Raw genomic sequence first — 23,906 nt, 5'->3', positions numbered from 1 at the left:
CGACCATGCTCGAATTACTGCAGCAAGGCTTCGGTGCCGTCTTCTCGCTCAACATCCTGATGCTGATGTTCGTCGGCGTCGCCGTGGGCATCGTGTTCGGCGCGGTACCCGGCCTCTCGGCCACCATGGCCGTGGCCCTGTGCCTGCCGCTGACCTTCACCATGGGCCCGCAGGCGGGTCTGTCGCTGCTGGTGGCGCTGTTCATCGGCGCCACCTCCGGCGGCTTGATCTCGGCGATTCTGCTGAAGATTCCCGGCACGCCGTCATCCATCGCCACGGTGTTCGACGGCGGCCCGCTGATGGAGCAGGGCCAGGGCGTCAAGGCGCTGGGCGTGGGCATCGTGTTCTCCTTTCTCGGCACCATCTTCAGCGTGGTGGCGCTGATGTTCATCGCACCGCAGCTGGCCAAGGTGGCGCTGAGCTTCGGCCCGCACGAATACTTCGCCATCGCGGTGTTTTCCCTGACCCTGATCGCCACGCTGTCGGCCGGCTCCATGCTCAAGGGGCTGTTCGCCGGCGCCCTGGGCATCGCCGTGTCCACCGTCGGCATCGCGCCGGTGGAGGCCGTGCGCCGCTTCACCTTCGGCTTCAGCGAACTCAACGGTGGCTTCTCCATGCTCACCGTGATGATCGGCATGTTCGCCGTGGCCGAGATCATCAAGCTGGCCGAAACCGGTCGTCATGCCGTGCAGGGCAAGGCCAAGTCGGTGAGCATGAAGCACATCAAGGGCTTCGGCTTCTCGCTCAAGGAGTTTCGCGAACAACTGCCCAATGCCGGGCGCTCCGGGCTGATCGGCCTGGGCGTGGGCATCCTGCCGGGCATCGGCGCCGGCACCTCCAACCTGCTGGCCTACATCATCTCGAAGAAGCGCGCGAAGGATCCGCACAGCTACGGCAAGGGCAATATCGGCGGCGTGGTGGCCAGCGAGACCGCCAACAACGCCGGCGTCGGCGGCGCAATGATGCCGCTGATGACCCTGGGCATTCCCGGCGACACCGTCACCGCGATCCTGCTCGGCGGCTTCCTGATCCACGGCATCCAGCCCGGCCCGCTGCTGTTCGTCAGCCAGGGCCCGCTGGTGTACACCATCTTCGCCGCGCTGATCGTGGCCACGGTGATCATGCTGTTCATGGAGTTCTACGGCCTGCGCCTGTTCATCAAGCTGCTCGACGTGCCCAAGCACATCCTGCTGCCGATCATCCTGGTGCTCTGCGTGGTCGGCGCCTTCGGCCTGTCCAGCCGCCTGTTCGACGTCTGGTCGATCCTGCTGTTCGGCCTGCTCGGCTACGGCTTCGTCAAGGCCGGCATGCCGGCGGCGCCCTTCATCATCGGCTTCATCCTCGGGCCGATGGCCGAGACCAACCTGCGCCGCGGGCTGATGCTGTCGGACAACGACTTCATGGACTTCGTCACCAACCCCATCGCCGGCAGTTTCCTCGGCCTGGCCCTGGCCTTCGTGCTGTGGCAGGTGTTCAGCGCCCTGCGCCCCAGACCCAGCGCGATCAACGAGATCCTGCGCACCTGAATCACGCCGTCTCTCTTGCGATGGGAGAGGCGGCGGCCTGGTGAACCGTCTGCTGGAAATTGCGCGCCAGCCAACGGCCTGCTTGGTAGCACTGCCCGGTCCCTGGTGCGCGTGGCGCAGCCTACGCGAGGCTGGGCGTGCAGGTGGGGGCAGATTTTCAGAGCAAAGTGCCATCACTCTTTTTGCCCGCCTATACTGTGTAGGCCAGCTTCCAGGCTGGCGTGGCGCCGGACGATAGGGACATCCGCTGAACTGACATCCACGGCCGTCAGACTGGCAAGCCCCACCACCCCATCTCCGAGGCGTGACCCATGTTCCAAAAATCCCTGCGCGCGCAGATTCTCGCCCTGCTCGGTGGCAGCCTGGCGCTGATCCTGATCACCGCCCTGGCCTGCTTCAGCTTTCTCTCCGGCGGCATCCAGTCCTACCGCGGCCTGCTCGACGGTCCGCTGGAGTCCTCACGCCTGATCGACGCCGCCAACGTCGAATTCAAGATTCAGGTACAGGAATGGAAGAACGTGCTGCTGCGCGGCCAGGACAGCGCCAACCTGCAACGTTACTGGGGCCAGTTCGAGGCGCAGGAGCGCAAGGTGCAGGACATTCTCGGCCAACTGACGCAGGTAGCCGCGGCCGACCCGACGCTCAGAACGCAGGTCGAGCGCTTGCGCAGCGAGCACCAGGCGCTCGGCGGCAACTATCGCAAGGGGCGCGACGCCTTCGTCGCCGCCGGGGCCGATCCCAAGGCCGGTGACGAGGCCGTGCGCGGTATCGACCGCGCCACCAGCGAGCAGATGAGCGCGCTGGTCGAACAGCTGCGGCAGAACAGCCTGAGCCAGGCCGAGCAGATCAATGCCAGCGCCGAGCGCACCATTCTCGCCGGCACCCTGCTGATGCTTGCCGCCGCGCTGGTCATCGCCGTGTTCAGCCTGTGGCTGGTCAACCGCAACCTGATCATTCCCATCCGCCATCTGATCGGCCATGTCGATCAGCTCAGCCATGGCCAGTTCGGCCAGCGCGTGGACAGCACCCGCCAGGATGAGCTGGGCCTGCTGGCGCGCGCCGCCAATACCCTGCGCGATTTCCTCGCCAGCACCACCGAGCGCCTGCACCACAGCACGCGCAACCTCGACAATGCCAGCGGCGAGCTCAACGCCATCGCCTCGCGCATGACCGAAGGCGTCAGCGAGCAGTTCGAGCGCACCGATCAGGTCGCCACCGCCATGCACGAGATGTCCGCCACCGCCCAGGAGGTGGCGCGCCACGCCGCCGAGGCGGCGCATGCCGCGGACGATGCCGACGACTCGGCACGCCAGGGCGGCAAGGTGATGCAGTCGACCATCGCCACAATCACCGACATACGCGGCGAGATCGCCAACACAGCCGAGGTGATCCGCCGTCTGGAAAGCGACAGCGGGCGCATCGGCAAGGTGCTGGAAGTGATCCGCGGCATCGCCGAGCAGACCAACCTGCTGGCGCTCAATGCCGCCATCGAAGCGGCGCGGGCCGGCGAACAGGGCCGCGGCTTCGCCGTGGTGGCCGACGAGGTGCGCACCCTGGCGCAGCGCACCGCCGAGTCCACCGCCGAGATCAACCAGATCATCGATACCGTGCAGAGCGGCGCGCTGAACGCCGTGCGCGCCATCGAGAGCGGCCAGCAGCGCAGCGAGCAGGGGGTGACCCAGGTCACCGAGGCCGGCGCCATGCTGCAACGCATCACCGGTGCGGTGGAGGCGATCCGCGACATGAACCGGCAGATCGCCACGGCAGCCGAAGAGCAAACCTCGGTGGCCGAGGACATCTCGCGCAACCTCACCGAACTGACCGCCATCGCCAGCGCCAACCAGGAAAACGTCGAGCGTACCCAGATCGCCAGCCACAACCTGCGCGACCTGTCCGGCCAGCTCGGTGAAGTGACCCGCCGCCTGGGCTCCTGACCCCGGCAGAACACCGGCACAGGGAAGTGCCAGCACGGTGCAATCACCGATAAAACGGCGCTTTGACAGCGTCCCGCTCTGGCACTAAGGTGCCTATCTTGCCTATTCCCAGGCCCTACCCTGCTCGCCAAGGAAACGGAATATGTTGCTCCGCCGCATGCTCATCATGCTCGGCGTCGTACTCGTCGTGGTACTCGCCCTCGCCGCCTACAAAGGCTTCTCCATCTATCAGCAGATCCAGATGTTCTCGGCGCCGCAGCCGGCCATCAGCGTTTCCGCCGCCCTGGCCGAAGAGCAGCCCTGGCAGGGCCGCCTGCCAGCCATCGGCACGCTCAAGGCGTTCCAGGGTGTGGACCTGGCTGCCGAAGTGGACGGCATCGTCAGTGCGGTGCTGTTCGAGTCCGGGCAGAAGGTCACGCTCGGCCAGCCGCTGATCCAGCTCGACAGCGAAGTGGAACGCGCCAACCTGGCCACCGCCGAGGCGGTGCGCAGCCTGGCGCGGGTCGAGTTCGAGCGCGGGCGCAGCCTGGTGAGCCGGCAGAACATCTCCAAGAGCGAGTTCGACCGCCTCAACGCCGAGCTGCTCAAGGCCGAGGCCACGGTCTCCCAGCTCAAGGCGCAGTTGGACAAGAAACGCGTGCTCGCGCCCTTCGCCGGTACCATCGGCATCCGCCAGGTGGACACCGGCGACTACCTCTCGCCGGGCGCCGCCATCGCCACCCTGCAGGATCTGTCGCGCCTGCACGTCGACTTCTTCCTGCCCGAGCAGCGCGCACCGCAGCTGCAGGTGGGGCAGCGCGTGCTGGTGGGCGTGGCGGCCTATCCGGGCGAGACCTTCGAAGGGCAGATCGCCGCGATCAACCCCAAGGTGGAGAACGAGACCCGCAACCTGCAGGTGCGCGCCACCCTGAGCAACCCGGACGAGAAGCTGCTGCCGGGCATGTTCGCCAACCTCGAGGTGCTGCTGCCCGATGACGAGGCGAAGATCGTGGTGCCGGAAACCGCCATCACCTACACCCTCTATGGCAACTCGGTGTACGTCATCGACGAGAAGCGCGGCGAGGATGGCCAACCGGTCAAGGACGAAGGCGGCAAGACGCAGCTGACGGTCGAGCGGCGCTTCGTCGAGACCGGCGAACGGCGTGCCGGGCGCGTGGTGATCGTCAAGGGCCTGCAGGCCGGCGAGCAGGTGGTTACCTCCGGCCAGCTCAAGCTGGACAACGGCGCCCATGTCGAGGTGGTCGAGGATCCGGCGCTGGCGATCCAGGCTGCCGCCACCACGCAGTAACTTCGCTGCAATTTGTCATGCTGTTCAATTAAGCCTGCGCCGAATGCAAACAGTCCTCGCCCCTTCGGGGTGAGGCCAGGAGAGGGAAAACGGGCACGCTGACTCCGCCCTTTCCCCGGCCCCTCCCATGAACGGGAGAGGCAGTAGAACGCGCGCAACTGCTGATAGACAGGCCGCCGCAGGGCGGCCAAGGAAATCCTTATGGCTTTTACCGATCCTTTCATCCGCCGCCCGGTGCTGGCCACCGTGGTCAGCCTGCTGATCGTCCTGCTCGGCTTTCAGGCCTTCAGCAAGCTGAGCATCCGCCAGTATCCGCAGATGGAGAACGCCCTGATCACGGTCACCACCGCCTACCCCGGGGCCAATGCCGAGACCATCCAGGGCTATATCACCCAGCCGCTGCAGCAGAGCCTGGCCAGTGCCGAAGGCATCGACTACATGACCTCGTCGAGCCAGCAGAACCTGTCGACCATTTCCATCTATGCCCATATCGGCGCCGACACCGACCGCCTGTTCACCGAGCTGCTGGCCAAGGCCAATGAGGTGAAGAACCAGCTGCCGCAGGACGCCGAGGACCCGGTGCTGTCCAAGGAAGCGGCCGACGCCTCGGCGCTGATGTACGTCAGTTTTTACAGCGACGAGCTGTCCAACCCGCAGATCACCGACTACCTGTCGCGCGTGATCCAGCCCAAGCTGGCCACCCTGCCCGGCATGGCCGAGGCGCAGATCCTCGGCAACCAGGTGTTCGCCATGCGCCTGTGGCTGGACCCGGTGAAGATGGCCGCCTACGGCATCACCGCCGGCGACCTCAACAGCGCGGTGCGCAAGTACAACTTCCTCTCCGCCGCCGGCGAGGTGAAGGGCCAGTATGTGGTCACCAGCATCAACGCCAGCACCGACCTGAAGTCCGCCGAGGCCTTCGGCGCCATTCCGGTGAAGACGCTGGGGGACACCCGCGTGCTGGTGCGCGACATCGCCCGAGTGGAAATGGGCGCGGAAAACTACGACTCGATCAGCTCGTTCGACGGCATTCCCTCGGTGTACATCGCCATCAAGGGCACGCCGAGCGCCAACCCGCTGGACGTGATCAAGGAAGTGCGCGGCATCCTTCCTGAACTGGAGGCTCAGCTGCCGCCGAACCTCAAGGTGGCCATCGCCTACGACGCCACCCTGTTCATCCAGGCGTCCATCGACGAGGTGGTCAAGACCCTGGTCGAGGCGGTGCTGATCGTCATCGTCGTGGTGTTCCTGTTCCTCGGTGCATTCCGCTCGGTACTGATCCCGGTGATCACCATCCCGCTGTCGATGATCGGCGTGCTGTTCTTTATGCAGCTGATGGGGTACTCAATAAATCTCCTTACCCTCTTGGCCATGGTGCTGGCCATCGGCCTGGTGGTGGACGATGCCATCGTCGTGGTTGAGAACATCCACCGCCATATCGAGGAGGGCAAGACGCCATTCGACGCGGCCATCGAGGGTGCGCGCGAAATCGCCGTGCCGGTGGTGTCGATGACCATCACCCTGGCTGCGGTGTACGCCCCCATCGGCTTCCTCGAAGGCCTGACTGGCGCGCTGTTCAAGGAGTTCGCCCTGACCCTGGCCGGCGCGGTGATCATCTCCGGCATCGTCGCGTTGACCCTGTCGCCGATGATGTGCGCCAAGCTGCTGCGTCACGACGAGAACCCCTCGGGGCTGGCCCATCGCCTGGACATGATCTTCGACCGGCTCAAGCAGCGTTACCAGAAGATGCTCCACGGCACCCTCAACACCCGCCCGGTGGTGGTGGTGTTCGGCGTGATCGTCATGGCGCTGATCCCGGTGCTGCTCAGCTTCACCGAGAGCGAGCTGGCGCCCGAGGAAGACCAGGGCGTGGTGTTCCTCTTCGCCAACGCGCCGCAGCCGACCAACCTCGACTACGTCAACGCCTACACCGACCAGTTCGTGGAGATCTTCAAGAGCTTCCCCGAGTACTACTCCTCGTTCCAGATCAATGGTTTCGATGGCGTGCAGTCGGGCATCGGCGGCTTTCTGCTGACGCCGTGGAACGACCGCGAACGCACGCAGATGGAGATCCTTCCGGAGGTGCAGGCGCGGCTCAACCACATCCCCGGCCTGCAGATCTTCGGCTTCAACCTGCCGTCCCTGCCCGGCACCGGCGAGGGCCTGCCGTTCCAGTTCGTGGTCAACACGCCGAACGACTACGAGTCGCTGCTGCAGGTGGCCGAACGGGTCAAGGCGCGCGCGCTGGAGTCGGGCAAGTTCGCCTTCCTCAATATCGACCTGGCCTTCGACAAGCCGGAAATCGTGGTCGACATCGACCGCGCCAAGGCCGCACAGATGGGCGTGTCCATGGAAGACCTGGGCGCCACCCTGGTCAGCCTGCTCGGTGAGGGCGAGATCAACCGCTTCACCATCGACGGGCGCAGCTACAAGGTGATCGCCCAGGTCGAGCGCGCCTACCGCGACAATCCGGGCTGGCTGGACAACTACCACGTGCGCAGCGAGAGCGGCGCCATGGTGCCGCTGGGCACCCTGATCAGCCTCAGCGACCGCGCCCGACCGACCAAGCTCAAGCAGTTCCAGCAGCTCAACTCGGCGATCATCGAAGGCGTGCCCATCGTCAGCCAGGGCGAGGCGATCGACACCATCACCGCCATCGCCCGCGAGGAAGCGCCGCGCGGCTACAGCTTCGACTACGCCGGTGCCTCGCGGCAGTACATCCAGGAAGGCAGCGCGCTGTTCGTCACCTTCGCCCTGGCCCTGGCGATCATCTTCCTGGTGCTGGCCGCGCAGTTCGAGAGCTTCCGCGACCCGCTGGTGATCCTGGTCACCGTGCCGCTGTCGATCTGCGGCGCGCTGATCCCGATCTTCCTCGGTTTCTCCACCATGAACATCTACACCCAGGTGGGCCTGGTGACGCTGATCGGCCTGATCAGCAAGCACGGCATCCTCATCGTCGAGTTCGCCAACCAGCTGCGCCACGAGAAGGGCCTGCCGCTGCGCGAGGCCATCGAGGAAGCGGCGGCCATTCGCCTGCGCCCGGTGCTGATGACTACCGCGGCGATGGTGTTCGGCATGGTGCCGCTGATCCTCGCCAGCGGCGCCGGTGCGGTGAGCCGCTTCGACATCGGCCTGGTGATCGCCACCGGCATGAGCGTCGGCACGCTGTTCACCCTGTTCGTCCTGCCCTGCGTCTACAGCCTGCTGGCCAAGCCGGATGCCGAGCCGCAGGCGCAGGCCGTGCCCGTTCACTGATGCACCCGCGCCTCTCCCTCGCGGGAGAGGCGACTCACCGTAGGGTGCGCCGTGCGCACCGCCTCCCCGGTACCTCGGAAGCGGTGCGCACAACCTGGGCGGCCACGCCCCCCTACGGCCGGCGCACGACAGAAGGTCGTAATTAACCCTTGCTATTTATGTAATAGGAATTATTCTCAGTTACGTAAAGACGGCCAAGGAGACCTGCCATGACCTACCTGATCGATGCCTGGCTGGACCGCCCGCATCCCTATCTGCGCATCCTCAACCGCGAAACCGGCGAGGTCTGCGCCATGCTCGAAGAAGACGCCCTGGACGAGTTGCGCGACCAGGGCGATCTGGACCTGCACGAGCTCACCTCCAGCGAACCCATCGTGCTCAAGGAGCTGGTGCGCAGCCTGTTTCTGTTCTGCTATGCGCGGGCGTTGCGGCCCTGAAACGCTAAACGAGCGAACCTTCGCTGAAATAGCGGCGCTCCATGCCAACCCGGTGCGCACGGCGCACCCTACCTAACGCAAACGGGGCGCCCTTTTGATGGGGCGCCCCGTTTGCATTTCTCCAGTCGGGTGCGCCGTGCGCACCGACACCGAGAGGCCTTACAGGATGTCGAGCAGCTCGACATCGAATACCAGCACGCTGTGCGGCGGGATGCTGCCGACGCCCTGGGCGCCGTAGGCCAGCTCGCTCGGCACGTGCAGGCGCCACTTGCTGCCGGTACCCATCAGTTGCAGCGCCTCGACCCAGCCCGGGATCACGCCGCCGACCGGGAATTCCGCCGGCTGGCCGCGCTCGTAGGAGCTGTCGAACACGGTGCCGTCGATCAGGGTACCGTGGTAGTGGGTACGCACCTGATCGTCGGCCGACGGCTTGGCGCCCTCGCCCGCCACCAGCACTTCGTACTGCAGGCCGGACGGCAACACGGTCACGCCTTCGCGCTTGGCATTCTCGGCCAGGTAGGCGCGGCCTTCGCCGGCAGCGGCTTCGGCCTTGGCAGCAGCTTCGGCCTGCATGATTTCGCGGATGACCTTGAAGCTGGCGCCCAGCTCGGCCTCGGACACGCGGCTGGCCTGGCCGGTGAAGGCGTCGGTCAGGCCGGCGAGGATGGCGCTCAGGTCGACGCCAGGCGGCGGGTTGTCGCGCAATTGACCGCCGAGCTGGCGGCCGATGCCGTAGCTGACGCGGCCCTCGTCGGAGGACAGATCGGGGCTGAAGGTGAATTCGGACATGAAAGGCTCCGCTTGGGGCTGCAAAAAGGCCGGCCAGACTAGCACAGATGCCCGGCCTGGCGTCACGGCCTCAGGGGCCGGACCTGGCACTCGTATCGCTGCCCACCCTGCGTCCGCGCCGGCAGCGCTCGGAGCAGTAGCGCACTTCGTCCCAGCAGCGCGCCCATTTCCGGCGCCAGGTGAACGGCAGGCCACAGACCGCGCAGGTCTTCACCGGCAGCTCACTCTTTTTCACAACACCTCTCCCGCATCGAGCCTGGCCAGCAGGCGCTCGCCCCAGTCCCACAGCGCCCGCTGCCTGGCCTCGTTCATCCGCGCCAGGTTGCGGTAGACCATGCCCATGCGCGGGTTGCGCTCCAGCCGCTCGCGGTGGCGCATGAGGAAGTGCCAGTACAGCGCGTTGAACGGACAGGCCGCCTCCCCGGTGCTCTCGCTCACCTTGTAGCTGCAGCCCTGGCAATGGTTGGACATGCGCTTGATGTACTGGCCGCTGGCGCAGTAGGGCTTGGAACCGAGATAGCCACCGTCGGCGTGCATCACCATGCCCAGGGTGTTGGGCAGCTCCACCCAGTCGAAGGCGTCCATGTACACGGCCAGGTACCAGTCGCAGATGGCCTTGGGCGCGATGCCGGCCAGCAGCGCGAAGTTGCCGGTGACCATCAGCCGCTGGATATGGTGGGCGTAGGCATGCTCCAGGGTCTGGCCGATGGCCTGGCGCATGCAGTTCATGCGCGTCCGGCCGGTCCAGTAGAACTCGGGCAGCGCCCGTGAATTGCCGAAGGCGTTGCCTTCGGCGTACTCCGGCATGCGCAGCCAGTAGATGCCGCGCACGTATTCGCGCCAGCCGATCAGTTGGCGAATGAAACCTTCGGCGGCGTTCAGCGGCACGTCGCCGGCACGATAAGCCGCCTCGACTTCGGCGCAGACCCGCCGCAGATCGAGCAGGCCGATGTTCAGCGCGGCGCTGATGCGCGAATGAAAGAGAAACGGCTCGTCATCGGCCATGGCGTCCTGGTAATCGCCAAACTCGGCCAGGCCGTTGGCGAGAAAATGCTGCCAGAGACGCTCGGCCTGCTCGGTGGTCACCGGGTAGTCGAAACCCTCCAGGCTGCCGTAGTGCTCGGTAAAACGCTGCCCGACCAACGCCAGCACCTCGCGCGTGATGGCGTCCGGCTCGATGCGCCATGCCGTGGGTGGGCGCACCTCCTTGGGCAGCGCCTTGCGGTTGTCGGCATCGAAATTCCAGGCGCCGCCTTCGGGCGTGCCGTCGGGATTGAGCAGCAGGCCACTGGTGCGGCGCATCTCGCGGTAGAAGAACTCCATGCGCAGCTGCTTGCGATCCTTCGCCCAGGCGGCGAAGGCCTCGCGCGTGCAGAGAAAACGGCTGTCCTGATGCCAGTGGATCGGCACGCCGCAGTGGCGCAGCGACTGTTCCAGGCGCCAGTCGCCACACTCGGTCAGGTGCACTTCGGCGGGATTCAGCCGCTGCGTCCAGCGCTGCAGTTCGCCGGGCAAGGAGCCGCTGTTGTCGGGATCGTCCAGAGTCACGTAATGCACCTGGATGCCCTGCGTGCGCAGGGCTTCGGCGAAATGGCGCATGGCGCTGAAGATCAGTGCGATCTTCTTCGGGTGATGCGGCACATGACTGGCCTCCTCCATCACCTCGGCCAGCAACACCCGATCATGCCGCGCGTCGATCTGCGCCAGCGCGCCCAGTGCCGGGGTGAGCTGATCGCCCAGCACCAGGATCAGGCGGCGTGTGCCCGAGTCGGCAGGCCCCGGCGCTGCCGACATGGCGTCAGCGCTCACCAGGAAGAACGAATGGCGATGGGCACGCGCAGGCTATTGTCTGCCGAAGGCATGCCGCACATCTCGTCGTGCACCGAGCTGTGCACCAGAAAGAACGGCAGCGTCGGCATTTCCTGCAGCACGTCACGCGCATGCTCCACCGACCGCAGGTTCAGGGTGCTGCCCTGCTCATCGAGAATCGGGTGAGCACGCCCCTCCATCCGCGCCTCAAGCAGATAGATGCCGCCTTCCAGGGAGATCAGATTGAGTTCGTCGATACGCCCGGCCTGGGCGTGGGTGGATAGATCGTGCAAATTCATGATGTTTCCTCGCGCCCCGCAAAGTTATACAAAAATATCTACAAAGCAAATCTTTGTACAACACTCAGAAAGCGCAAGGCCAAACGAAAACCGCCCGTCCGTTAGACAACGGCCGGGCGGCAGTCAGGCAGACGAGGCGGATCAGTGGTCGTGCTTGGTCAGCTTGTCCAGATAACCCATGGCGAAGGCCGAGACGACGAAGGTCATGTGCATGATCACGTACCACATGAGCTTCTCGTTATCGATCTGCTGGGCATCCATGAACATGCGCAGCAGGTGGATCGAGGAGATGGCGACGATGGAGGCGGCCACCTTCATCTTCAGCGAGCCGGAGTCCATCTTGCCGAGCCAGTCGAGCTTTTCCTTGCCTTCGTCGATGTCCAGTTGCGAGACGAAATTCTCGTAGCCGGAAATCATCACCATCACCAGCAGGCCGCCGACCAGCGCCATGTCGATCAGCGACAGCAGCACCAGGATCAGCTCGGATTCGCTCTTGGCGAACACATGCGGAAGGATGTGGAAGATTTCCTGAAAGAACTTCAGCGACAGGGCCAGCAGGGCGAGGGACAGGCCGAAATAGATAGGCGCCAGCAGCCAGCGCGAGGCGTACATCGCGTTTTCGAGAAAGCGTTCCATGGACAACTCACTGAGGGGGGAGCGGAAATGCGCGCGAGTATACCCAGCGGGGCGCAGCAGCAGAAGCATCTCGAAACACTGTGGATAACCCCTGCGCCGCCCGCGCCAAAGCCGACCGCCAGCGCCCTGGCTAAAGCGTGCCAGGCGCCGCGCTCAACCCTGCCCGTCGGTCTCGGGGTGATGCTGGAAGGGGGTGAAGTGGCTGTGGCGCTCACCGTTGACACGGCGCAGCTCCGCCTGCAGATGCAGGTGCCAGATGGGCGGTTCGGAACATTCCGCATAGCCTTGTTGCAGCAGGCTTTCGGCGATTGCCGCGAGCACCCCTTCAGCAGCGTGAGGCCCGTAGAACGGGCCTTGCGCCCTGATCGCCGAAGGCTGCGCACCGGACATGCCGGCGGCACAGAGCAGGGTCCAACGTCCGTTGTCGCCAGCCAGTGGCCGAATCATGCATTCGATACGAGTGACCAGGCCCAGGCATTGGCGGGTAAGGCAGAGGCTGCGCGGCATGGCGGCGACCCTCGCGGAATCCAGGCTTCAGCCTACACCCCGAGCGGTCGCACTGTGAAGGCAAAAGTTATCCACGCATTCTGTGGATAACTCTGTGCATGACGCGTGAGCAAAAGGCGCCGCCCGCCAGTGACGGGTGATTCGGGACAATCGTGCAAGTTCTGATCAGCCCGCGGCACCCTCGCCTTCACCCTTCTTGCGCCGAGGTGCCTTGGCCGGTTTGGCTGCCTCCTCAACGGCTGCGCTCTTTTCCTTTGCCGGTTCGAGGTGCTTGCCCTCCTCCTCCATGCCGATCTCGGCGATCTCGCGCAGCCGCTCCAGCACACGCGCATTGACGCTGCCCTTGGGGAAGCGGCCCTTCTCGTCGGGATGCCCCGCCGGTTCGCCCACCAGCAGGCTCAGCGCCTCGTCGACATGGCGCACGGCGTAGACGTTGAACTGGCCGGCGCGCACGGCGTCGAGCACCCGCTCGTCGAGCATCAGGTTGCTGACGTTGGAATGCGGAATGATCACCCCCTGTTCGCCGGTCAGGCCGCGCGCCTCGCACAGCCGGAAGAAGCCTTCGATCTTCTCGTTGACCCCGCCGACCGCCTGCACCTCGCCGAACTGGTTGATCGAACCGGTGATGGCGAAGCACTGCTTGAGCGGCGTGCGCGACAGCGCCGAAATCAGCGTGCACACCTCGCCCAGCGAGGCGCTGTCGCCATCGACGTAGCCGTAGGACTGCTCCAGGGCGATGCTGGCGGAGATCTCCAGGGGGAACTCCTGGGCGTAGCGGCTGCCGAGGAAACCGGTGAGGATCATCACGCCCTTGGAGTGGATCGGCTGCCCCAGGCTGACCTCGCGCTCGATGTCGACGATGCCGCTGCCGCCCGGGTAGACGGTGGCGGAAATTCGCGCCGGCACGCCGAAGGCCGAGTCGCCCACTTCCAGCACGGTCAGGCCATTGCACTTGCCGACGGCGGCGCCGCTGGTGTCGATAAGGATGATGCCGGCCAGCATGTCGTCGATGATGCGCGCCGAAACGCGCCCGGTGCGGGTGGCCTTGGCCTTCAGCGCACGCTCGATATGACCGACGTCGGTGATGCTTTCACCGGCCAGATGGCGGATGAAATCGGCCTCGCTGACCAGCTGGAAGAGGTCGCCGATGCGCGCCGACAGACGCCCCTGATGCTCGGCCAGGCGCGCGCTGTAGGTGGCCAGACGCGCCACGGCGGCGCCGGTCAGCGGTGCCATGCCCTCTTCCGAGGTGCGCGTCTTCATCAGCTGAGCGAACTGCTCCAGGCTGTCTTCGGCGAGCGGGATGTCCTCGTCGAAGTCGACCAGCACACGGAACATCTCCTGGAAGTCCGGATCGTGATCCTGCAGCGCGTAGTAGAGCTGGCGCGAGCCGATGATCACCACCTTGAGCTGCAAGGGAATCATCTGCGGATTGAGGGTCACGGTGGCGATGCGCCCCAGATCGCCCAGCGGCGATTCCATTTTCAGCTGGCGCGAATGCAGGGCGCGCTTGAGCGCCTCCCAGACGAAGGGCTCACCGAGCAGCTTTTCGGCCTCGACCACCAGATAGCCGCCGTTGGCACGGTGCAGCGCCCCCGGGCGCAGCTGGCGGTAGCTGGTGTACAGGGCGCCCTGATCGGAGCTGTACTCGATGCGGCCGAACAGGTTGTCGTAGGTCGGGTGCGATTCGAACACCACTGGGGCGCCGCCCTGGGCGTGATGACCGACCACGAGGCTCGGGCAGTACATTTCCTCCAGCAGCTTGCGCAGCTGCGGGTCGGCCTTGTCCACATCCACCAGCTGCTCCACCGCGGTCTTCAGCAGGTTGATCTGCATGGCCTGCAGATAGGCGCAGACGCCGGCGTTCTCGGCGTACTTCTCCGACAGCGGCGCCAGCAGCGGCTGCAGGGCGACGGTGATGGTCTCTTCGTTGAGCTGACGCAGCAGATTGCTCGACTCGCGCTTCCACTGCGGCAGGCTGGCCAGCTCCTCGTTAAGGCGCTCCTCGAGCAGGGCGATATCGGCATGGAAACGCTCGCGATCGGCCTCCGGCAGCTGGGCGAACTCGGCCTCGTCCAGCGCCTTGCCGTCTGCCATCGGGGTGAAGGCGATATTGGTGCTGTCGCGGTACAGGGCCACGCCCTTCTCCAGCGACAGCTTTTCGATCACGTCCAGCGCCTGGTCGTAGCGCTTGTTGAAGGAGCGGTCGATGGCGCTCTTCTTCTGCTGGTAGGTCGGCGTTTCGAACACCGCCGGGAAGGTGGCCAACAGGTTGTCGATCAGCTGATTGATGTCGGCGATGAAGGCACTCGCGGTGCCGGCCGGCAACTCCAGCGCACGCGGCTCGCGCGGCTCGTCGAAATTGTTGACGTAGACGCGGTCGGCCGGAGTCTCCATGCGCTTGGCCTCGGCCTTGAGATAGCGCTGCACGAAGGAGAAACGCCCGGTGCCCGGCTCACCCATGACGAACACGTTGTAGCCGGCGCGCGGCATGGCCACGCCGAACTGCAGGGCCTCCACCGCGCGAGCCTGGCCGAGCACGCCGCGGAAGGGTTCCAGATCATCGGTACTGCTGAAGTTGAACTGTTCGGGGGCGAAGGGGCGGGTCAGGGAGTCGGGGGCAAGGCGCAAAGCATCGAGGCTACGCTTGGACATTGGCGATCCTTATAGCGGGCGGAAGTTTCCGCAAAACATGGGGTGATTCTGGGCCTGCTGGACGATCACGATCAAGGCTTGATTCCGCGCAAAGGAAAAAAACGTGTGACGGTGTAATCTGCTTCGAGCCTCACAGCCGGAAACGCCGCATGCCCCATCCCAACCACCTAAGTCTGCCCGTGCTGCACGTCGCCCGTCACGACTATGCCGCGCTGAATCACCAGTTCAGCGTGCGCGAAGCACTGGACAATATCCGCCAACAGGGCCTGGGCGAGCGCATCATCTATTTCTACGTGGTGGACGATGAAGGACGCCTGCTCGGCGTATTGCCCAGCCGCCGCCTGCTCACCGCACCACTGGACGACCGCCTGGTCGACCTGATGGACCGCGGCGTGGTGTCGATACCGGAGCAGGCGAGCATTCTGCAGGCGTGCCAGCTGCTGATCCAGCGTCGCTTCCTGGCGCTGCCAGTGGTCGATGCGGAGGGCCGGCTCTGCGGCCTGGTGGACATCGCCCTGCTCAACGAGGAGAGCTATGACCTGCGACAGCGAGATCAGGCCGATGCCCTGTTCGAGACCCTGGGTTTCCACGTCGCTCAGGTGGGCAACGCGTCGCCGCTCTGGGCATTTCGCCTGCGCGTGCCCTGGCTGCTGGCGACGATCGCCAGCGGTACGGCGTGCGCCGTGCTGGCCAGCCTCTATGAACTGACACTGGCCAAGAGCCTGGTACTGGCGTTTTTTCTGACCCTGGTGCTGGGCCTGGGAGAAAGCGTCAGCATGCAATCGATGTCGGTGACCATCCAGGCGCTGCGCAGTGTACGTCCCGACCTTGCCTGGTATCTGCGCTGTCTGCGCCACGAAATGCCAACGGCCGTGCTGCTCGGCACCACCTGCGGCAGCCTGGTCTGGCTGATCGTCTGGCTGTGGCGAGACGAGGCCTGGACCGGCCTGATCATCGGCAGCAGCATCCTGCTCTCGCTGTGCGCCGCCTGTCTGCTGGGATTGAGCGTGCCTGCCGCTTTGCACGCGGCGAAGCTGGACCCAAAGATCGCCGCTGGGCCGGTGACGCTGGCGATCACGGACATCTGTACCCTTTTGTTCTACTTCAGCCTGGCCGCCTGGCTACTCTGACCCGCCATGGCGCCAGCGCAGCTCAGGCAGTACTCCGCAGCCGGGATGGCATTCAGGCGCGCCTCGCTGATCGGCTCGCCGCATTTCAGGCACAACCCGTAGCTGCCATCGGCGACGCGTGCCAAGGCCTGATTGACCAGGGCCAGGCCCAGCTCGGCCTCGGCCAGCAGGGCTTCCAGGACTTCGTCGTTCTGCCGCTGCTGCGCCTGCTCGGCGAAGTCCGGCGAATGGCTACGCCCCAGGTCGCGCCGGATGGCCTCGGCACGGACACGATATTCATGCTGCAGGCCCAGCAATGCCTCACGCCGGTTCATGACCCGTCTCCTCGATGGCTGCGAGTTTTCAGTGTGACACCGGCATCATGGCCAGACGCTGATATCGATCATTACTTGCGCAAAATCCTCTTCTCTGCTGCCTTGACACCTGCACTGCGCCTGACCAAAGCTCGGCCATCGCCATGACCAGAAGAACAGCGACCTTGAAACGGATATTCGCCGTCCTCGCCCTCAGCGCCAGCCTTCCCCTGCACGCCGCCACGCCAGAGCAACTTGCCGACGATCCCTACTGGATCGCTCTCGGCCACTACGAAACCGGCAAGCTCGGCGGCTGGCGCAGCTATGTCGATGACAAGGCGTTCTTTCTCGCCGCAGATGGCGCCAGCAATCCCAGGGCCGAACTGGTCGCCACCGTGCAGGCGCTGTACCAGCCGGCCGAACTCGGCGACCGCCATCCACAGTGCGTGTACCCGGCGCGTACCCGCTGGCTCAGGGAACGCCTGGCGCTGACCGACCTGCCCAGCCCGGACTGCGCCGAATTCCGTGCCTGGTTCAAGGACGTCAATCCACACAGCACGGTGCTGGTCTTCCCCGCGGCCTACCTCAACAGCCCGTCGTCGATGTTCGGCCACACCCTGCTGCGCATCGACCAGCCCGACATCGACAGCCACAACACCGCCCTGCTGAGCTACGCGCTGAATTTCGGCGCCTTCATCGAAGGCGACGACAACAGCATTCTCTACGCCTGGCGCGGCCTGATGGGCGGCTACCCCGGGCTGTTCGCCCTGGTGCCCTATCGCGAGAAGCTCAGCGAATACAGCCGCCTGGAGAACCGCGACCTGTGGGAATACCGCCTCAACCTGACACCCGAGGAAACCGGGCGCATGGTCGAGCACGTGTGGGAACTCAAGCAGATCCGCTTCGACTACTTCTTCTTCGACGAAAACTGCTCCTACCGCCTGCTGGAACTGCTGGAGATCGCCCGCCCGGGCATCGAACTGACCGAACGCTTCCCCATCACCGCGATCCCCACCGACACGGTCAGGGCGGTGAAGGACGCCGGGCTGATCGAACGCATCGACTATCGCCCCTCGCGCGAGCGCGAGCTGCTGGCCCGCGCGCAGCCGCTGCAGGCCGACGAAGAGGTCTGGGTCTTGCGCCTGAGCCAGGATCCGGCGCGACTTGAGGATGCCGACTACCTCGCCCTGCCGGCCGAGCGCCGCGCGCTGATTCAGGATGCCGCCTTCCGCCTGGTGCGCTATCACGCCAGCAACGAGGAACGCAGCGCCAATGCCCAGCGCAGCTTCCAGCTGCTCAGCGCCATCAACCGCAACCCGCCACCCAGCTTGCAGCTGGAACGCCCGCCACTGCCGGAAGCGGGCCACCAGTCGCGCACCTGGCAGCTGGCCGGCGGCAGCCGCGACGAGCGCGCCTTTGCCGAATACGGCCTGCGCATGGCCTACCACGACCTGAACGACAACCTCGACGGCTTCCCGCTCGGCGCGCAGATCGAGATTCTCCAGCTCAAGCTGCGCCAGTACGAGGGCAACCACTGGCAACTGCAGCGCCTGGACCTGGCCAACATCCGCTCGCTGACGCCGCGCAACGCCCTGCTGCAGCCGCTGTCCTGGCAGGTCGGTGGTGGCCTGGAACGCGTGCTCGGCGAGGACGGCGATACCCCGTTGGTCGGTCATATCAGCGGCGGTGCCGGCGCCGCCTGGCAGCTGCACGACAGGCTGCTGGGCTTCGCCCTGGGTACCGCACGCCTGGAATACAACGAGGGCTTTGCCGCCGTGCTCTCCCCTGCGCTGGGCTTCAATGGCGGGATGCTATGGCGCAACCCGCTGGGCAACCTGACCCTGGAAGTGGCCGGCGACTACTTCCACAACGGCGAAGTGCGCCGCCGCCTGTCGCTCAACCAGCAGTGGGAAGTTTCCACCGATCTGGGCCTGCGCCTGAGCGCGCAGCGTGAATTCAGCCAACTGGCCAGCCCGGTCAACGAGGTGAAGCTGGAGCTGCGCTGGTACTACTACTGATGCACGGATGGCCGCTGCCGGCGTTGAAAGGCCTATGGCTGGACAAGCGGATCGGCACGGGCAACGTGTTGCTGCTGGAAATCGCCTGCGAGCACTTTTCAACAGCTTCGGCCAGAGCAATGTGCACGCCAAGGCTGAAAACCGCCGACTGCTCAGGGCTCTCCTATACTGAATTTCCCCAAGCCCGTTCCAGGAGAGTCATCATGCGTCGCACGCTCATGTTTCTCGCCGCTACATTGATCAGCCTGCCACTCTGGGCCATGCACTGCCCGCAGGACATGGCCAAGATCGATGCCCTGCTGCAAAGCGATCCGCCTGCCGACCCGGCGGTGCTGGCCAAGGTTCAGGAGCTGCGCGCCGAAGGCGAAGCCCTGCACAAGGCCGGCGACCACGCCGAGTCGGTCAAGGTGCTGGGCGAAGCGCTCGATCTGCTGGCCGCCAGCGAGTGAATCACGCTGGGCTCGCTCAATAGCCGCTGTACAGCAAGCCCAGCGCGACCTGACGCACTTCCTGCAGATCCACCGGTTTGCTCAGACAGGCCGAAGCGCCGCGCGCGCGGGCGTCCTCGAACAGACGGGCGTCGGCCACAGCACTGATCACCAACACCGGTATCTCGCGTAGCCGGGGATCGGCACGCATGCTGTCCAGCACCTCCAGTCCGCTGCCGTCGGGCAGATCGATATCCAGCAAGACCAGGGCCGGCTCGCTGCTCTGCAATTCGGCCAGGGCTCGCTGGCACGAGCTCACGCCGCGCACTTCGGCGAACTCGCGCAGGGAAGCCTGCAGGATTTTCATGCAGGCCGGATGGTCCTCCACGCACAGCACCTGCACCAGGCGCTGACGCGGCTGGGCGGGCTCGTCTGTGGCATCGCTGGCCTCGCCCTCCGGGCTGGCGGCACTGGGCAGATCGAGCCAGAAGCGGCTGCCCACTCCCGGCTCGCTGCGCAGGCCGATCTCGCCCTCCATCAGGCTGGCCAGTTCCCGGCACAGCACCAGGCCGATGCCGGTGCCGGGGATGTTGGAACTCTCCCGACCAAGACGCTGAAACGGCTGGAACAGCTGCGCCTGCTGCTCGGTGGAAAGCCCCGGCCCGGTGTCATCGACCCACAGGCGCACACAGTCGGCACGCACTTCATACCCCATGCGGATCATCCCGCGCGGGCTGTTGTACTTGATCGCGTTGGAAAGCAGATTGAGCAGAATCTGCCGTACCCGGCGCGGGTCACCCTGCACGAACAGCGGCGGCTGGGCGGGCTCCATCACCTGTAGCTGCAACTGCCTCTGCTGCACTTCGGGCAGCACCAGCTCGGCACAGCCGTTGAGCAAACCGCCGATCTCGATCGGCTGCAGCTGCAATTGCTGACGACGACTCTCGATGCTCGACAGATCGAGGATATCGTCCACCAGGGAGGTGAGATGCCGGCTGGCATTGACGATTTCTCGCGCGTAGTCGCTCTCCGGACCGGCATCGGCCTTGTCCTGGGTTTCCATCTCGATCAGCTGGGCAAAGCCGTGGATGGCGTTGAGCGGCGTGCGCAGCTCATGGCTCATGCTCGACAGGAAACGGCTCTTGGCCTGGCTGGCGGCGAGCGCCTCGAGGCTGGCGTGGCGCAGCTCTTCCTGCACCTGCTTGAGCCTGGTGATATCGACGTGGGTGCCGGCGATACGCAGCGGCCAGCCATTGTCGTCCCGTGTCAGCACCTTGCCGCGGCTGAGCAGCCACAGATAGTCCCCCTTGGCGTCGAGGTAGCGGTACTCGGCATCGAAATGCTCGTCGCCGCTCTCGGCAAAGTGCTTGCGCAGATGGCGCAGCCGCTCCAGATCGTCGGGATGCACGCGCTGGTTGAATTCGCTGAGACTCAGGTGACGGCCACCCAGGCCGAAGCGACGCACGAAGCGCTCGCTGAGCTCGATGGTCAGGTCCTGCGTATTGATGTGCCACAGACTTTCGGTGGTGCTCTCCAGCACCAGCTGTAGACTGTTCTGCGCCTCCTGACGCTCCAGCTCGCTGGCCTGCAACTGCTTGCCCGCCTGCTGAACCGCCTCGGCCAGGCGGCTGACTTCGGCGATGCGACTGTCCGGTGAAGCCGGCAGATAGTTGCCCTGCCCCAGGCTGCCGGCCATCTCCACGATACCGGCGATGGGACGGGCCAGCTGGTTGCTGAGATGCCGCGAACGCAGCCACATCAGGGCGAAGAACAGCAGGTAGAAGGCCAGCAGACCGGCGATCAGCAGGTAGCCGATCTGCATGTAGCGTTCGGCCAGCTGATTGGTCTCGTGGAAGATCTGCTCCTCGTCCACCACCAGCAGCAGACGCCAGCCGGTCTGCGGGATCTCGCTCCAGGCCACCAGTTGCTTGCGCCCGCCGAGCAGTACCTCCTGGACATTGCCGCGCCCCTCGTTCATCGCCCGCAGCAGTGGCGCCATGCCCTCGCGCTTGGTCAGATTGAAGTCCTCGGGCTTGAGCACCTCGCGGCGTACTGCCTCCTCGTAGGAATAGTGGGTCAGCTCGCGCAGACCGAAATCCAGCTCGCCGGCCGCCGGCAGCGCCATGATGTTGTGGTCATGGCTGACCAGCATGGCGTAACCCTGCCAGGGCACGTTGAGCTCCGCGATCTCGCCCAGGACCTGATCCACCGTGATATCCAGCCCCACCACCCCTTCCAGGAAATCGCCGCGGTAGACCGGGGCGATGGCTGACATCATCCAGCCCAGGCCCGCCGGATCGAGGTAGACCTCGGTCCACATCACCTTGCGCTCCGGGTTGTGCTTGGCATCGGCGAGGTAATAGAAGTTGTAATCCGGGATCACCATGTCGTGAGGGTACTGGGCCGGCGTATCGAACCAGGGGTAGATGCGGTTGTAGCTGTCCCAGCTGTTGAAATACAGCGCCGCCACCAGAGGGTTGGCCTGCTTGATCGAACGCATCAGCGGATCGACCTGCGACAGGCGCATGACCTTGGCGTGGTCCTGCTGCTCTCGCGGCGTGCTGTTGGCATAGAAGGAAGCCGCGCGCCCATCGTCGCTGCGGGTATAGAACACGCCGCTGTCGGTGCTGGCGTGGCGCCGGTGTTCCAGCTCGTCGGCCTGGAAACGATCGTCGAGCAGCGCCTGCAGGGTTGCATCACGATAGACCTGCACCAGCGACTCGATCGAGCGCAAACGCCCATCGATGATCTGCCCCTCGCGTAACGCCGCGCTGGCCAGATCCTTGACCGCGGCCTCCTGCAGATGGCCGATCTGCGTATCGCGAATCGCCTGATTGCTCAGCAGATACACCGCGATCAGTACCGACTCCACCAGAATCAACGGGATCAGCGCGCTCTGCACGAACGCTCGCCAGATCCACTGACGCAGGGGAAAGCGGCTGGAACTCGGCATGACGACTCCTTTCCATGAGGCGCGCAGCGAAGCGCGATGCGCCATCATAGCCGTCCGCGACGGAATCCGCAGTCGACGCTGAGGAACCTTTGCCGTACACTTCGCGTCCTAGCTGTAACCACGAAGGTTTTGGGGCCGATTAGGATTCGACGCCGGTAACGAAACTTGAGGGGCATGCCGAGTAGGTGACAGTTCTCGTAAATCCGCTGCCACAACTTCATAGTTGCCAACGACGACAACTACGCTCTGGCCGCCTAAGGGCGCCAGCTGACCCTAGGGGATGCCTGTAAACCCGAAGATCTGGTCAGTCATATAGAACAGGATCGCCGCCAAGTTCGCTGCAGACGTAACGGCTAAAACTCATGCAGCTCGCTCCAAGCACCCTGCCACTCGGGCGGCGCGGAGTTAACTCAGTAGAGATGGCTAAGCATGTAGAACCGATAGCGGAGAGCTGGCGGACGGGGGTTCAAATCCCCCCGGCTCCACCATTACAACATCTAAAGACGTCCACGGACGTCTTTTTTTGTGTCTGAAACCCAGCAAATACGGGACCTTCAGCGTCATAGACGTACAAAGACGTCTGACTGCATCCATGCCTTCGTGTATTCCAAATTGTATTCCAAGCCCTAAGCCAGTATTTTTTGGAATACACAAATCGCACTGGAGTACACCATGGGTGCCGCAACAACGCGCCTTTCAGACCTGAAGGTCAAAGCAGCAAAGCCCAAAGAAAAGGACTACACCTTGACTGACGGCAACGGCCTTCAGATGCGAGTGAGAATCAATGGATCGAGATTGTGGAATTTCAACTACATCCACCCCATCACCAAGAAGCGACTGAATATGGGGCTTGGCACCTTCCCGGAAGTAAGCCTTGCTCAAGCCCGCAAACTGACCATTGAAGCGCGTGAGCTCGTAGCACAGGGCATTGATCCCAAAGAGAGACGCGACGCAGATCGACAGGCCAAAAAGGCCGCAACCGAGCACACGCTGCAGAACGTAGCGACGTCCTGGTATGAACTCAAGAAAGATGCAGTAACCCCCGCCTACGCTGAAGACATTTGGCGCTCGCTTACGTTGCACGTCTTCCCCGACTTGGGCGTTACGCCGATCGCATCCATAACAGCTCCGAAAGTCATCAGCCTTCTCAAGCCGCTCGAAACTAAAGGCAGCCTGGAAACCGTCAAACGCCTTACGCAGCGACTCAACGAAATCATGACCTACGGGGTCAACTCAGGCCTGATACCCGCCAACCCACTTACCGGGATTGGTAGCGTGTTCAAGAAGCCGAAGAAAAAGAACATGCCGGCCTTACATCCCGATGAGCTCAAAGAGCTCATGGTTGCAATCGCGAACGCCAGCATAAAAAGAACCACTCGATGCCTGATCGAGTGGCAACTGCACACGATGACTCGCCCCGTTGAGGCTGCCACTACCCGCTGGGCCGATATCGACTTCGAGAAAAGGATCTGGACGATCCCGGCTGAACGCATGAAGAAACGTCGCCCGCATACGGTGCCGCTTACAGATCAAGCATTGGCCATTCTGGAAGCAATCAAACCCTACAGCGGGCACCGTGAATACGTGTTCCCTGCTGACCGCAATCCGCGTACTCACTGCAATAGCCAAACAGCCAACATGGCCTTGAAACGCATGGGCTTTGAGGGACGCTTGGTAAGCCACGGAATGCGATCAATGGCCAGTACAACGCTCAACGAGCACGGCTGGGAGCCTGAGCTGATCGAAGTAGCGCTGGCGCATGTGGATAAGGACGAAGTGCGCAGTGCCTACAACCGTGCGGACTATATCGATCGCAGGCGCCCTATGATGGCTTGGTGGAGTGAGCATATTCAAAAGGCTGCTACCGGCAATCTTTCGGCTGCAGCTATCAATCAACTTGGTGATCGAAAAATCATTCCAATACGCCGCTAAGCAGCCAGAAATTATCA

The 23,906-nt window shown here is 64.3% G+C and carries 18 protein-coding genes and 1 other RNA gene; 10 read left to right on the top strand and 9 right to left on the bottom strand.

Annotated features, from left to right (window positions below; all coding sequences use genetic code 11):
- Positions 1–5: 5 nt before the first annotated feature.
- From L1F06_RS06100 to L1F06_RS06080, 5 genes are all read left to right on the top strand, one after another.
- A complete protein-coding gene (locus L1F06_RS06100; RefSeq protein ID WP_129483463.1) occupies positions 6–1,526 on the top strand; it encodes a tripartite tricarboxylate transporter permease in 1,521 nt (506 codons plus the stop codon).
- Positions 1,527–1,837: 311 nt separating this feature from the next.
- Positions 1,838–3,460, top strand: a complete 1,623-nt coding sequence (locus L1F06_RS06095) for a methyl-accepting chemotaxis protein (RefSeq protein ID WP_129483462.1) — start codon at positions 1,838–1,840, stop codon at positions 3,458–3,460.
- 142 nt (positions 3,461–3,602) lie between these two features.
- On the top strand, positions 3,603–4,748 hold the full coding sequence (locus L1F06_RS06090) for an efflux RND transporter periplasmic adaptor subunit (protein ID WP_129483461.1): 1,146 nt from the start codon (positions 3,603–3,605) through the stop codon (positions 4,746–4,748).
- 201 nt (positions 4,749–4,949) lie between these two features.
- Positions 4,950–8,003: a multidrug efflux RND transporter permease subunit gene (locus L1F06_RS06085; RefSeq protein ID WP_129483460.1), complete on the top strand. Its 3,054-nt coding sequence runs from the start codon at positions 4,950–4,952 to the stop codon at positions 8,001–8,003.
- A 209-nt stretch (positions 8,004–8,212) separates the two neighbouring features.
- Positions 8,213–8,440, top strand: coding sequence for a PA4570 family protein (locus L1F06_RS06080; RefSeq protein WP_003241539.1), 228 nt, complete (start codon positions 8,213–8,215; stop codon positions 8,438–8,440).
- A 159-nt stretch (positions 8,441–8,599) separates the two neighbouring features.
- Here L1F06_RS06080 and bamJ read toward each other — a convergent pair whose 3' ends face one another.
- The 7 genes from bamJ to L1F06_RS06045 form a co-directional block, all read right to left on the bottom strand.
- Complete coding sequence (bamJ, locus tag L1F06_RS06075; protein ID WP_003241537.1) at positions 8,600–9,229, bottom strand: BamJ family beta-barrel-assembly machinery protein; 630 nt, start codon at positions 9,227–9,229, stop codon at positions 8,600–8,602.
- Between the two features lie 70 nt (positions 9,230–9,299).
- Positions 9,300–9,464, bottom strand: a complete 165-nt coding sequence (locus tag L1F06_RS06070) for a DUF2256 domain-containing protein (protein WP_003241536.1) — start codon at positions 9,462–9,464, stop codon at positions 9,300–9,302.
- A complete protein-coding gene (locus tag L1F06_RS06065; RefSeq protein WP_129483529.1) occupies positions 9,461–11,023 on the bottom strand; it encodes a cryptochrome/photolyase family protein in 1,563 nt (520 codons plus the stop codon). Before L1F06_RS06065 ends, L1F06_RS06070 begins: the two co-directional genes overlap by 4 nt.
- Positions 11,024–11,034: 11 nt before the next feature.
- Positions 11,035–11,337: a DUF6482 family protein gene (locus L1F06_RS06060; protein ID WP_003241532.1), complete on the bottom strand. Its 303-nt coding sequence runs from the start codon at positions 11,335–11,337 to the stop codon at positions 11,035–11,037.
- A 141-nt stretch (positions 11,338–11,478) separates the two neighbouring features.
- Positions 11,479–11,973, bottom strand: coding sequence for a TIGR00645 family protein (locus L1F06_RS06055; protein ID WP_041772823.1), 495 nt, complete (start codon positions 11,971–11,973; stop codon positions 11,479–11,481).
- Between the two features lie 153 nt (positions 11,974–12,126).
- Positions 12,127–12,480, bottom strand: a complete 354-nt coding sequence (locus tag L1F06_RS06050) for a PA4575 family protein (RefSeq protein ID WP_129483459.1) — start codon at positions 12,478–12,480, stop codon at positions 12,127–12,129.
- A gap of 165 nt (positions 12,481–12,645) precedes the next feature.
- Positions 12,646–15,135 carry a Lon protease family protein gene (locus L1F06_RS06045; RefSeq protein WP_129483458.1) on the bottom strand — a complete coding sequence of 830 codons (2,490 nt, stop codon included), beginning with the start codon at positions 15,133–15,135 and terminating at the stop codon, positions 12,646–12,648.
- Positions 15,136–15,284: 149 nt separating this feature from the next.
- On the opposite strand from L1F06_RS06045, the gene L1F06_RS06040 reads away from it, so the two are divergent.
- Positions 15,285–16,265 (top strand): magnesium transporter, encoded by a 981-nt coding sequence (locus L1F06_RS06040; RefSeq protein WP_129483457.1) that lies wholly within the window; start codon positions 15,285–15,287, stop codon positions 16,263–16,265.
- On the opposite strand, the gene L1F06_RS06035 is transcribed toward L1F06_RS06040, so the two are convergent.
- The gene (locus L1F06_RS06035; protein WP_129483456.1) at positions 16,235–16,579 is read right to left on the bottom strand and encodes a TraR/DksA family transcriptional regulator; all 345 of its coding nucleotides are present in this window, start codon (positions 16,577–16,579) and stop codon (positions 16,235–16,237) included. The two genes, L1F06_RS06040 and L1F06_RS06035, sit on opposite strands and share 31 nt — an antisense overlap.
- Positions 16,580–16,722: 143 nt before the next feature.
- On the opposite strand from L1F06_RS06035, the gene L1F06_RS06030 reads away from it, so the two are divergent.
- Both L1F06_RS06030 and L1F06_RS06025 read left to right on the top strand, forming a co-directional pair.
- The gene (locus L1F06_RS06030) at positions 16,723–18,576 is read left to right on the top strand and encodes an Lnb N-terminal periplasmic domain-containing protein (protein WP_177491230.1); all 1,854 of its coding nucleotides are present in this window, start codon (positions 16,723–16,725) and stop codon (positions 18,574–18,576) included.
- A gap of 203 nt (positions 18,577–18,779) precedes the next feature.
- Positions 18,780–19,025 carry a PA2433 domain-containing protein gene (locus L1F06_RS06025; RefSeq protein WP_003241519.1) on the top strand — a complete coding sequence of 82 codons (246 nt, stop codon included), beginning with the start codon at positions 18,780–18,782 and terminating at the stop codon, positions 19,023–19,025.
- Between the two features lie 16 nt (positions 19,026–19,041).
- On the opposite strand, the gene L1F06_RS06020 is transcribed toward L1F06_RS06025, so the two are convergent.
- Positions 19,042–21,957, bottom strand: a complete 2,916-nt coding sequence (locus L1F06_RS06020) for a hybrid sensor histidine kinase/response regulator (RefSeq protein WP_129483454.1) — start codon at positions 21,955–21,957, stop codon at positions 19,042–19,044.
- 131 nt (positions 21,958–22,088) lie between these two features.
- Between L1F06_RS06020 and ssrA the strand changes: the two genes are divergently transcribed.
- Together ssrA and L1F06_RS06010 are read left to right on the top strand one after the other, a co-directional pair.
- Positions 22,089–22,445: a transfer-messenger RNA gene (gene ssrA, locus L1F06_RS06015) on the top strand.
- Positions 22,446–22,629: 184 nt separating this feature from the next.
- Positions 22,630–23,889 carry an integrase domain-containing protein gene (locus tag L1F06_RS06010; RefSeq protein ID WP_012017844.1) on the top strand — a complete coding sequence of 420 codons (1,260 nt, stop codon included), beginning with the start codon at positions 22,630–22,632 and terminating at the stop codon, positions 23,887–23,889.
- Positions 23,890–23,906: the final 17 nt, after the last annotated feature.

The organism is Pseudomonas hydrolytica (assembly GCF_021495345.1).
Lineage (GTDB): Bacteria > Pseudomonadota > Gammaproteobacteria > Pseudomonadales > Pseudomonadaceae > Aquipseudomonas > Aquipseudomonas hydrolytica.
This window is presented reverse-complemented; position numbering and strand designations above follow the sequence as displayed.

Coding starts and splice junctions, on each gene's coding strand:
- L1F06_RS06100 (WP_129483463.1), top strand. CDS start 6: ATGCTCGAATTACTGCAGCAAGGCTTCGGTGCCGTCTTCTCGCTCAAC.
- L1F06_RS06095 (WP_129483462.1), top strand. CDS start 1,838: ATGTTCCAAAAATCCCTGCGCGCGCAGATTCTCGCCCTGCTCGGTGGC.
- L1F06_RS06090 (WP_129483461.1), top strand. CDS start 3,603: ATGTTGCTCCGCCGCATGCTCATCATGCTCGGCGTCGTACTCGTCGTG.
- L1F06_RS06085 (WP_129483460.1), top strand. CDS start 4,950: ATGGCTTTTACCGATCCTTTCATCCGCCGCCCGGTGCTGGCCACCGTG.
- L1F06_RS06080 (WP_003241539.1), top strand. CDS start 8,213: ATGACCTACCTGATCGATGCCTGGCTGGACCGCCCGCATCCCTATCTG.
- bamJ (WP_003241537.1), bottom strand. CDS start 9,229: ATGTCCGAATTCACCTTCAGCCCCGATCTGTCCTCCGACGAGGGCCGC.
- L1F06_RS06065 (WP_129483529.1), bottom strand. CDS start 11,023: ATGTCGGCAGCGCCGGGGCCTGCCGACTCGGGCACACGCCGCCTGATC.
- L1F06_RS06060 (WP_003241532.1), bottom strand. CDS start 11,337: ATGAATTTGCACGATCTATCCACCCACGCCCAGGCCGGGCGTATCGAC.
- L1F06_RS06055 (WP_041772823.1), bottom strand. CDS start 11,973: ATGGAACGCTTTCTCGAAAACGCGATGTACGCCTCGCGCTGGCTGCTG.
- L1F06_RS06050 (WP_129483459.1), bottom strand. CDS start 12,480: ATGCCGCGCAGCCTCTGCCTTACCCGCCAATGCCTGGGCCTGGTCACT.
- L1F06_RS06045 (WP_129483458.1), bottom strand. CDS start 15,135: ATGTCCAAGCGTAGCCTCGATGCTTTGCGCCTTGCCCCCGACTCCCTG.
- L1F06_RS06040 (WP_129483457.1), top strand. CDS start 15,285: ATGCCCCATCCCAACCACCTAAGTCTGCCCGTGCTGCACGTCGCCCGT.
- L1F06_RS06035 (WP_129483456.1), bottom strand. CDS start 16,579: ATGAACCGGCGTGAGGCATTGCTGGGCCTGCAGCATGAATATCGTGTC.
- L1F06_RS06030 (WP_177491230.1), top strand. CDS start 16,723: ATGACCAGAAGAACAGCGACCTTGAAACGGATATTCGCCGTCCTCGCC.
- L1F06_RS06025 (WP_003241519.1), top strand. CDS start 18,780: ATGCGTCGCACGCTCATGTTTCTCGCCGCTACATTGATCAGCCTGCCA.
- L1F06_RS06020 (WP_129483454.1), bottom strand. CDS start 21,957: ATGCCGAGTTCCAGCCGCTTTCCCCTGCGTCAGTGGATCTGGCGAGCG.
- L1F06_RS06010 (WP_012017844.1), top strand. CDS start 22,630: ATGGGTGCCGCAACAACGCGCCTTTCAGACCTGAAGGTCAAAGCAGCA.